General features: G+C 40.7%; 10 protein-coding genes. 7 read left to right on the forward strand and 3 right to left on the reverse strand.

Going from position 1 to position 10,580, the window contains the following annotated elements:
- The first annotated feature begins 48 nt into the window (after window positions 1-48).
- On the forward strand, window positions 49-903 hold the full coding sequence (gene murI / locus FJR06_RS15910; RefSeq protein WP_168633710.1) for a glutamate racemase: 855 nt from the start codon (window positions 49-51) through the stop codon (window positions 901-903).
- A 58-nt stretch (window positions 904-961) separates the two neighbouring features.
- Here the strand turns inward: murI and FJR06_RS15915 are convergent, their stop codons facing one another.
- Window positions 962-1,159, reverse strand: a complete 198-nt coding sequence (locus tag FJR06_RS15915; RefSeq protein ID WP_015080668.1) for a hypothetical protein — start codon at window positions 1,157-1,159, stop codon at window positions 962-964.
- An 827-nt stretch (window positions 1,160-1,986) separates the two neighbouring features.
- Between FJR06_RS15915 and sds the strand changes: the two genes are divergently transcribed.
- Complete coding sequence (gene sds / locus FJR06_RS15920) at window positions 1,987-2,958, forward strand: solanesyl diphosphate synthase (protein WP_015080667.1); 972 nt, start codon at window positions 1,987-1,989, stop codon at window positions 2,956-2,958.
- Window positions 2,959-3,087: 129 nt separating this feature from the next.
- On the opposite strand, the gene FJR06_RS15925 is transcribed toward sds, so the two are convergent.
- Window positions 3,088-3,561, reverse strand: coding sequence for a hypothetical protein (locus FJR06_RS15925; protein ID WP_041458069.1), 474 nt, complete (start codon window positions 3,559-3,561; stop codon window positions 3,088-3,090).
- Between the two features lie 211 nt (window positions 3,562-3,772).
- Between FJR06_RS15925 and hetZ the strand changes: the two genes are divergently transcribed.
- From hetZ to gmk, 5 genes are all read left to right on the forward strand, one after another.
- Window positions 3,773-4,960, forward strand: a complete 1,188-nt coding sequence (hetZ, locus tag FJR06_RS15930) for a heterocyst differentiation protein HetZ (RefSeq protein ID WP_015080665.1) — start codon at window positions 3,773-3,775, stop codon at window positions 4,958-4,960.
- Window positions 4,961-5,136: 176 nt separating this feature from the next.
- A complete protein-coding gene (locus FJR06_RS15935) occupies window positions 5,137-5,931 on the forward strand; it encodes a PatU (RefSeq protein WP_168651789.1) in 795 nt (264 codons plus the stop codon).
- 261 nt (window positions 5,932-6,192) lie between these two features.
- On the forward strand, window positions 6,193-8,529 hold the full coding sequence (locus tag FJR06_RS15940; protein WP_254434439.1) for a DUF3488 and DUF4129 domain-containing transglutaminase family protein: 2,337 nt from the start codon (window positions 6,193-6,195) through the stop codon (window positions 8,527-8,529).
- A 393-nt stretch (window positions 8,530-8,922) separates the two neighbouring features.
- Window positions 8,923-9,189 carry an extracellular matrix/biofilm regulator RemA gene (remA, locus tag FJR06_RS15945; RefSeq protein ID WP_015080662.1) on the forward strand — a complete coding sequence of 89 codons (267 nt, stop codon included), beginning with the start codon at window positions 8,923-8,925 and terminating at the stop codon, window positions 9,187-9,189.
- 263 nt (window positions 9,190-9,452) lie between these two features.
- Window positions 9,453-10,067 (forward strand): guanylate kinase, encoded by a 615-nt coding sequence (gene gmk / locus FJR06_RS15950; protein WP_168651792.1) that lies wholly within the window; start codon window positions 9,453-9,455, stop codon window positions 10,065-10,067.
- 119 nt (window positions 10,068-10,186) lie between these two features.
- On the opposite strand, the gene FJR06_RS15955 is transcribed toward gmk, so the two are convergent.
- Window positions 10,187-10,580, reverse strand: a 394-nt coding sequence (locus FJR06_RS15955; RefSeq protein WP_168651790.1) for an RNA-guided endonuclease TnpB family protein, incomplete at its 5' end; no start/stop codon positions are given.

The following is a 10,580-nucleotide window of genomic DNA, read 5'->3' on the forward strand; positions in this document are numbered from 1 at the left end:
TGCTTCGCCCCTACTAACCACTGACCACAATCCAAATTAATACTTGCTGTGTATTCATCTTCTATTTTTGATAGTCATTTTGATACTTTCTCCCCTCAAGAACCTCAACGCGCTCCGATTGGGGTATTTGACAGTGGTATCGGTGGGTTAACCGTACTGCGACAAATTTATCAACAACTCCCCAACGAATCAATTATTTATGTGGGGGACACAGCCCGCCTTCCCTATGGTATTCGTTCCCAACCAGAAATTCTCCAATTTGTCCGAGAAATCCTCCATTGGATGCAGCAGCAACGGGTGAAAATGGCAATTATGGCTTGTAACACCAGTTCGGCTCTGGCATTAGATATAGTCCGTCAAGAATTTAATTTCCCCATTTTAGGAGTGATTCTACCAGGGGCAAAGGCAGCAGTCCAACAAGGACAGCGCATTGGTGTCATTGCTACTCCAGCTACGGCTCAAAGCAATGCCTACCGTCAGGCTATTTTAGAAATTCAACCCCATGTCCAAGTTTGGCAGGTCAGTTGTCCCGAATTTGTGCCACTAATTGAACAAAATCGCATTCATGATCCTTATACTACTGAAATCGCCAAAACTTATCTAGAACCTTTGCTGAAGCAGGAAATAGATACTTTAGTTTATGGTTGTACCCATTATCCCCATTTGTCACCAGTTTTGCGATCGCTCCTCCCTACCCAAGTCAAACTAATTGATCCAGCAGTTCATGTAGTAGCTGCTTGCTCTCAAGAATTAGATATACTAGGAATTAAGAATATTCATCCACCAATGCCCACCCGCTTCGCTGTCAGCGGTTGTCCTCAGCAATTTACCCAGTCTGCTTGGCAGTGGTTAGGCTATACCCCAATGGTAGAACAAGTCTGTTTTGCTGATGCTGTCGTATAATAAGGGGAGAAAGAAGAAAGAAGAAAATTTCTCCCTCTCCCCTCTCCCCTCTCCCCTCTCAGTGACTATTCATAGCTTCAGTCACATTTGTCGTTAATCCTCTTTGCTGCTTGTACTTATCTTGGACAGCATCAGAATCGCTTTGAGAAAGACCTTTTTTGCCCGTTCGCTTGGCTAATGCTAATAATAAATACACACTAAATAAGTATCCAGCAGCTAAAATAAATATCATCATGGGCATATTTCCGTAAATCATTGTTCCCCCATCTTTAATTACTAAGGAAGGTAAAATTGCACACAAAACTAGCGAAACTTTAGTTAATCCAAGCACACCCTTGATAACTGTAGTTAGCTATACTAAACTTTCCAGTAGAAAATACATTTTCTCTGGTCCATTAATTTATTTTCTTTAATATCAACTTTCCCAGGCCATACATCCGACAGCAGTAAAATTGCTAAATAGCAGAATTTAACTGCGCTCATCAGCAGTCTACCTAGCCTGTGTTATTGACTTCACGCCCATTTAAATAGATCTACGCCAATACCCAACGTGCGCTGAATACGTTGAGTTACTTCCATAACTGGAAAAGCATAATTCAACTCAAAAGGCATGATTATCGCCGAGAATCTAGGAATTATTCCCATTTTTGCTTTGGCGACGAGTTATTTTAGACCCACAACACTAATTCGTAAAATCACTCAATAATGGTTTTACGTAGGAAGTGAATAAGCTGAAAAATTTAATATCTCTAGGTATTAGCCTAACACAGCCAGCCCGAATTTGAAGCTAATTTTTTGACTAAATTTAAAAAATTTTCGTTGCTGACAGCGAATTTGCGGTTGTTGGTAATGCGCGTTATTTTATTAACATTCTACCTTTGATAATTACGCAGAATTGGGGTGACAAGAAATGAAGCGACATTAAAAGAGCATTTATGATAACATATTTTTAATTCAATCTCCGAATAAATTAATAGATATTAAAAATCAGATTCCCAGAGGAAAACTTTGCGCTGACACTGGGTTATCTTAAAATTAAAGAATATGTAAACTTTCGTAACCTAAGCCAGAGTCCGCCTATCCATGACCCCAGCCACCTCCCTGTTTACCCCTGTGGAAGCAGACCTGCAAATACTAGCAGATAACCTTAAACAGCTAGTTGGAAATCGCCACCCCATTCTCTATGCCGCAGCCGAACACTTATTCGGTGCTGGGGGTAAGCGAATCAGACCTGCGATAGTGCTGCTGATATCGCGGGCAACCATGCTACAAGAAGATATTACACCGCGTCACCGACGACTGGCAGAAATTACAGAAATGATCCACACAGCCAGCTTAGTCCATGATGATGTAGTAGATGAGTCAGATGTCCGCCGTGGTGTACCGACAGTACATAGTTTGTTTGGTAATCGCATTGCTGTACTTGCCGGGGATTTCCTCTTTGCTCAATCCTCTTGGTATTTAGCAAATCTCAATAATTTGGATGTTGTTAAACTGCTTTCGGAAGTGATTATGGATTTAGCCGCTGGAGAAATCCAACAAGGGTTAAATCGTTTTGATGCTGATCTTTCTACAGAAACCTACCTGCAAAAGAGCTATTACAAAACAGCCTCATTAATTGCCAACAGTTCTAAAGCCGCTGGCTTAATTAGTGAAACATCCCTAGAAACTGCCGAACACTTGTACAGTTACGGTCGCCATTTAGGTCTTTCCTTCCAAATAGTAGATGATATTCTTGATTTCACCAGTTCCACAGACACCCTAGGTAAACCAGCGGGTTCTGACCTCAAAAGTGGCAACCTGACAGCACCAGCTTTATTTGCCTTGGAAGAAAAACCTGACTTGGCAGCCTTGATTAACCGAGAGTTTGCCCAAGAAGGGGATTTAGAAAAGGCATTGGCACTAATTCATGATAGTCGAGGTATCCAGAGAGCTAGAGAGTTAGCTGCTCACCATGGCAAATTAGCCACCGAGCATATTGGTATTTTAGAACCATCAGCATCCCGCGAAGCCCTGATGAATTTGACCGACTATGTCCTAAGTCGGCTCTACTAAGCAAAATTTAGGGCGATTTAAGGTTTGGGATTGAGGAGATTTAATATCCAAAATCCCAAATTTAGTTATGGATTCTTCCTCCTTCTAATTCTTCCTCCTGACTCCTGACTCCTGACTCCTGACTCCTAGTTAGGCAATATTGGGAGGAATTATTTTTTTGCCTTTAAATTCCTGTAATCGTTGCTGAATCAGCCTTTCTAGTTGAGAACGCCGCACTTCTACAGTATTTGTTATATTTCCTGGTGTTTCGATAAAAACTATGCTGTGTACTGGTTTCAGGGCTACCAATTGGAATAAAATTTGAGTAACATCCATGAGGGTTGGCAGCAAGTGAGGGTCACGCCCATCATCTGAGATTAGGGAAACATCTTGTATGGTAGGGAAAGCGTAAATAACTTGCTTTTCTATTCCTGGATTTGCGCGATTGCTCAATGTAGTTAAAACCCAATCCTGCTCAGAATTTTGGAGAATAAAGTATTGGTAGTGGTTTAACTTTTGGGCAATAGCGATTAATACAGGAGCGATTGATACCATAATCTGTGGTGTCACGCCATCCTGGGGTGCATTGTCTATCAGCAATTGAATTTGTGCTTCTAAATCCATCATGAGTTGTAAATGACTTTTGGATAATGGCTAAAACATGAGCGCAAAATATCCCACAAAATGGGGGTTCACAAGTTCAATCTTCTTACGCCACATATCCTCACTGTAGATTGGTTTGCGTTTGACTTGTACACAAAAACCATACAGCTATTATCTAAAGTCTGACAAGTCGTGTCCAAAGTATGTTAGGGTCTTTTTGAGAACTGGGACTATGAATTCAACAGCAATCGCAACTAATCAGGGGAAAATTTCTATCAGCGTGGAGGTCATCTTTCAATTCCTATTTAAGGAACTTCAACAGTCAACTAAGGCTTCGGAGCAAAATTGTCACGATGTATCTGTGAGAATTACTAACGAAGTTTTGCGGATTTGTAATGAAAGTAAACGCATTCAAACTTCCGGATCTGTAGAAAGTTCAGCCATGAGCCTAGCTAAACATCGGTTACAACAGTGTATCCGATACTATCAGTTAGGTTCAAGTCGTGGTAGGGTAGAATTACATAGCACATTGAGTGCTATTGTTTACCGTTATATTAATCCCCCTCACAAGCAATTAAGCTATCAAGGGCGGTTGACGATTATTGAAGATTTTCTCCAGAGTTTTTATCTGGAGGCTTTAAATGCTTTTAGAAGGGAGAACCAATTAGGTCTTACCTATCGTCCCCATACTCTCTTGGAATTGGGAGAATACATGGCATTTACCGAACGATATGGTAAACGGCGGATTCCCCTCCCCGGTAGGCAGCAACAGTTAATTATTCTGCGAGCGCAAACTTTTTCTAAACAGCAGCCTTTAGAAACAAGTGTAGATATAGAACAGGCATCATCTGGTGGGGGTGGTGAGTCTGACGGTTCTTGGGAAGAGCCAGCTATCCACCAATTGCGCTCGGCTATGGCAATGCAGCCCGAACCAGAAGAAGATACCCTGCGCTCGGTTGTGATTACTGAATTAATAGACTATTTAGCAGAAAAAGAACAATCCGACTGTGCTGATTACTTTGCTCTTCGTCTTCAGGATTTATCAGCACCAGAAATTGAGTCAATTTTGGGTTTAACATCTCGGCAGCGTGATTACTTGCAGCAACGGTTTAAATATCATTTAATTCGGTTTGCTCTTTTACATCGCTGGGAATTGGTACATGAGTGGTTAGAAGTTTCTTTACCAACTAATTTGGGTTTAACTCCAATTCAATGGGAAACTTATACAGCCCAGTTAGATAATAAAGAAAGATCCATCTTAGATTTGAAGCAAGCAGGAAAACCTGATGAGGAAATATCTAAGACTTTAGGCTTGTCAATGGCACAATTACAGAAACGTTGGTTTAAGATTTTGGAACAGGCTTGGGAAATTCGGAATTCCTTAGTGTCCGGATCTAGTGCATCTACCCATGAATGGTGACTTGTGAATCTTCACAAAATCATCAACTTGCTTGGGTATTGAAAAATTACAGATTCAGCACCTACTTGTACAGCTTGTTATAATGTGAGGAAATTGACGGGGTAGACATTCATTTCCAGATGGTAGCCAAATGATTGGTGAACTCAGATTGACAAGAAAAGCCCCAAACCTTTCAATTGGGAGAAATTCCTACTGTGCAAGAACGTTTCCAAGCTATTCTTAAGCGTCGTTTACAAGACCAAATAGAAAAAAATCCGCCGTTGTTCCCCTGGGAAACACAATCAGTGGACTATCCTGACTGTGTAGAAGAACAATCTCTGGGATTAGTTCCTGTTTGGGGGTGGACGGTCCACCAATCTAAGTTAAATTTACCGATTCCTTTGCCCGAAAAAGTTTTTTGGCAATTGTTGGCCAAATGTCAGGTTTTATTGACATCTTCCCTACCTCTGGGAGCTAAATTAGTTCAGGTGGTAGAAAGTATGTTTCCTACCGATACTCAAGTCATCAATGATTTGGCTGGGTTAGTGTTGAGAAGCTCTTATCGTTCTGCTGATACTTTGACAGCTGCGGCTGATGTTGAGAGCGATTATTTTGATTTATTACCACGTCAACAAATGGCATTGTCGTTAATGGCAGCCAAGCAACTGTTAGAAAATCTAACTTTGCCGATTTCATTTAATCAGCCACTGCTAGAAAGACAATGGCTCACTACGGTGGGGACTTTGAGTATTCGAGTAGAATTACGTAACTTAGGTAAATTTACGAAGTTGACGGTTCAGGGTGAATTACCTACATTGGGGATTTTACAACTCCAGGGTAATCCTACTCAAGAATTTGTGAGGTCTGAGACTTCAGAAATACCAATGATAGAGTTACAAATTGATAGAAATCAGCCAACTTATACTTTGGCAGTGGAGTTTCCCGAATTGGATCAACAGCCTTTATTGTTGGCTATTCAGGTGAAAATCTAAGGCAAATGCCATATCTAGGAATTAGATGGGAGCAATGGCAACTGATGTATAATAATCTTGATTAATTTTCTGGCTTTAAAACTTAATTCTCTTGGGAATCAACAATATTAATTAAAGGTGTATCTAGAACCCTAGCTATGATCAGGATACTTGTACTCTTAGGGAGTATACGGCTAGGATAAGGGGGTGAAGACAAGATAATAGTTTTCATACCTAGCATTGTGTCCGCAGCGTCTACATCATAGCTTTGGTTGTTTGAAAATGTTTAATTTATCCAGGATGAATCGGTTTTGGCGTTTATCGGTAGGTAATCAGTGGCAACAAACTAGAGGAAAATCTCCAACAAGGGAAGTGGAAGATTCAATTCCTTTACGAGTGCTGGTGATGGCTTTGGTAATTTTGGGGATTGTGGCCACGGATATTGCTGGTGAAACTCAATTTAGTCTGTGGACAGTACCATTAACTATGGTAGGAACGGGGTGGAGTTACTACCGTCGCCGTAGTTCTAATATTCCTGTGCAGTTCTGTATTGCGATGGGAATGTTATTGGCTTTGGGGGCTTTTTTTGGGCGGTTTATTGGTAATTGGAATGATACTCGGCTAAGTTTGGCGGAGTTATTGATTCAATTGCAGGTATTACATAGTTTTGATACGCCCCGACGCAAAGATTTGGGCTATTCGATTGTGATTGGGTTGATATTGCTGGGTGTGGCAGCGACGTTGAGCCAAACTATGACGTTTGCACCTGTGTTGCTATTATTTTTAGGAATATCTCTCCCCACTTTAGTGCTTGATTACCGTTCTCGTCTAGGGTTCAAGCAATCTACTTGGGAAAAATCTGCCAAAAAGAACAATTCTAGTTTCAATTTTAAATTTATAATTTTAAATTTTTTGTTGATTGTGGTTTTAGGACTGGGGATTTTTGCAATTTTACCCAGAGTTCCTGGTTATCAGATTCAGTCTTTTCCTGTGAGTGCGCCCCTGAACATTCCCGAAAATTTTACGGGGCGGAGTATTATTAACCCCGGTTATGTCCGTGAAGGCAAGGGTAATGGTCAAGGTAATGACAATTATAGTGGTAGTGGCTCAGGAAAAGCTGGTGAACCAGGAAAAATAAACAGTAATTTTTATTACGGTTTCAATAGCGAGATTAACCAAAACCTGCGGGGGGAAATGAAACCCAAGGTGGTGATGCGTGTGCGATCGCAAGCAGCAGGTTTTTGGCGCGTCCTGGCCTTTGACAATTATACGGGTAAGGGTTGGAAGATTTCCCGAAATGATCAAGTTACTACCCTCAGACAATCATCCTGGACTTCCCGCATTTCTATTGATTTTCCACCCTTGGCTACCCTCACCAAAGAGGTAGTGCAAACCTATAATTTGGTGACAGAGTTGCCTAATCTGATTCCGGCAATGTCCTATCCCAAAGGTTTGTACTTTCCCACACCAATGATAGCGGTTGATCAAGAAGATGGTTTACGTGCGCCAGTACAGTTATCAGAAGGGCTAACATATACCGTAGTTTCGGATGTTCCTTACCGCGATCGCTCTTTATTAGGTAAAGCATCAACTAAATATCCAGCCAATATTAAAAACTATTACCTGCAAATCCCGCCAAAAATTGCCGATAAAGTCCGCAAACGAACTGAAGAAATACTGGCTAGTTATGATCAACAAAGGGTTTCCCGTTCTCCAGGGACGAAAAGCCTAGATTCAGCTTATGAAAAAGCTCTTTACTTAGCCCAGTATGTTAAACAAAATTACACCCTACCGACAAATCCTTTAGATTTGCCTTATTTGAATGAAAAGGATGACTTGGTAGAAAGCTTTTTATTCAAAAATAAAGGTGGTTATCCAGACCATTTTTCCACTGTATTAACGATTATGCTACGTTCTGTAGGTATTCCATCACGGCTAGTGGCGGGATTTGCCCCAGGAGAATTTAATCCGTTCACAGGGATGTATGTCGTCCGCAATACTGATGCCTATGCGATGACAGAAGTTTATTTTCCTAAGTATGGCTGGTTTACCTTTGATCCAATTCCTGGCCATCCTTTAATTCCCCCTTCGATAGAAGAAGATCAGACTTTTAGTGTGCTGCGGCAATTTTGGAATTGGGTGGCTGGTTGGCTACCTTCACCAATTACAGCTATTTTAAATACTGTATTTGGGACGATATTTAGCTGGTTATTTCAAGGAATAGCTTGGTTTTTGGCTTTATTTACCAAAGGTTGGTTAGGCATATTAACCGGTTTAATTGTCGGTACAATCGCCGCTTTTTTCGGTTGGTTGACTTGGGGACAATGGCGCAAATGGCTTAATATCCGGTTGTTAAAGAAGTTATCTCCAATGGAAAGACTTTACCAACAAATGCTGCAATGGACTGCTAAACAGGGTTTAGGTAAGCATCCTAGTCAAACACCTCTGGAATATGCCCAGTTTTCATATCAACACCATTCTCCAGAAATAGCAAAAGTAATAGATGAAATTTGTCATGCTTATGTGAGTTGGCGTTATGGTAGACATACTCCAAACTGGCAGCAATTACAACAAAGATGGCAAGCATTGAAGAAAGTTGATAAAAATCGCGTTTCTTGATCATTCGGGGCATTTACAGCACTTTCCGGTGTTATGAGGTACTTATGTAGCGGGCAAGATGCCCGCACTACAAGAGTTTCATAATTCAAGTTTGTACCTCATTAGAGCGAAATCTGCTGGATAAATGCCCATTCCCAGCTTGAAAAAGCTCATCTTGCCTATATTATTTTCAATTCACAAGAAACATTTACTAGCTTAGATGGATATAATCTTGCATATATCATAGGGAGTATTTTTAGGAGATTTGGCCGATAACACAGCTAAAAAAAGCATAAGTTATGAAAAAACTCAGATTAACGGGGGTTAAATCGTTGTAACTCCCATTCTTTAGCGATAACATGGAAATAAGTTTGCTACAAGCTTTTCATTTCTCGTTTAGCTGAAATTTTTTTTATGGAAATTCAATTAATCAATATCGGGTTTGGTAATATCGTCTCTGCCAACAGAGTCGTTGCCATCGTTAGTCCAGAATCTGCTCCCATTAAACGCATTATCACCGATGCTAGGGATAGAGGTCAACTGGTTGATGCTACCTATGGACGACGGACTAGGGCAGTGATTATTACTGATTCTAGTCATGTTATTCTCTCTGCGATTCAACCAGAAACCGTAGCCAATCGGTTTGTGATTTCTCGTGATCATCATGTTGTAGATAATTAATCATTGGCATAATTATCAACCCAACTCTATTTGTACCATATCGGCTGTACTATGTGAATTAGACTGGTTTTCTGTCACCAGTGCTACAAATTCTTTAGTCTTGATGCTATTTTGAAGAGTGAGGATAAGAAATACTGCCGCAGAGGCTGATACCGTAGGTATTTAACCATCTCAAATCCCAAATTCAAAATAGTATTAGTTATTTTAGTCGCTAAAACAAGACTAAGGAATCATTTGTATTTATTAATTCACTTTTTTCACGGATAATGCAAGTTTTACCTACCCATAATGGTGCAAATACGAAAGAATGTCCGCCTCTGGGCAAACTAATTGTTTTAACCGGTCCGAGTGGAGTCGGCAAAGGTACGTTAATGAATGAAATTCTCCGGCGTTATCCAGAATTGCATTATTCAGTATCTGCAACGACTCGTTCACCTCGTCCGGGAGAAATCAATGGTAAAAACTATAACTTTATTAGTCGGAGTCAGTTTGAACGGTTAGTTACTCAAGGCGAATTTTTAGAATGGGCAGAATTTGCTGGTAACTGTTATGGTACGCCCCGTGAAGCTGTTTTGAACTATATTCAGTTGGGTAAGTTGGTGTTGCTAGAAATTGAACTAGCAGGAGCAAGACAAATCCGTCATACATTCCCTAGTGCCCTGAGTATTTTTATTTTGCCACCTTCATTTGCAGAACTAGAAAACCGCATTCGTGGACGGGGACAAGATTCGGAAGAGGCTATTTCTCGTCGTTTGCAACGTGCTGAAGAGGAGATTGCCGCTGCTAACGAATTTGATATAAAAATTATCAATGATGATTTTGAGCAAGCTTTAAAGGAAATAGAGATAGCTATTTTTGGTTCAGAGTCTCCTCTATGAAGACACGAAGATTTTAATGCAAGTAATCAATGAACAATAGGTGACATACTCCACACACTCCCTTATGCCTTGCGGTCCCGTAAGGGATACAGGTGAGTGTGGGCTTCTCGGCGACTCTTCTATGAAGACATTGACCGAGCTTTAAGACCGTGCGCCCCACGGTTCTTGATATTAATTGAAGCATTCAAATCCCGGCACAAACTGACCTTACAGTTAGGGCAATTGTGCGTTCTTTGGGATAGCGGCTTTTTAACTTTGTGACCACCCTTCGGCAAGCTCAGGGCATCGCAACTAGAGCATTCTTGGCTTGTCCCGTTTGGATTTACAGCGATTACTTTCAAACCAGCATTCTCGGCTTTGTTTGAAAGAATCGTTATAAATTGTCCCCAACCGGCATCGTTAATACTTTTTGCCAACCATGTTCTAGCGAGTCCTTTTATATTCAACTTTTCCACAGCTACTACATCGTACTTTTTGAGTAGATTGTTTGCAGTTTTAAAGTGGAAATCTTTG

The sequence above is a fragment of the Dolichospermum sp. UHCC 0352 genome, from assembly GCF_009711925.1.
GTDB lineage: Bacteria > Cyanobacteriota > Cyanobacteriia > Cyanobacteriales > Nostocaceae > Dolichospermum > Dolichospermum lemmermannii.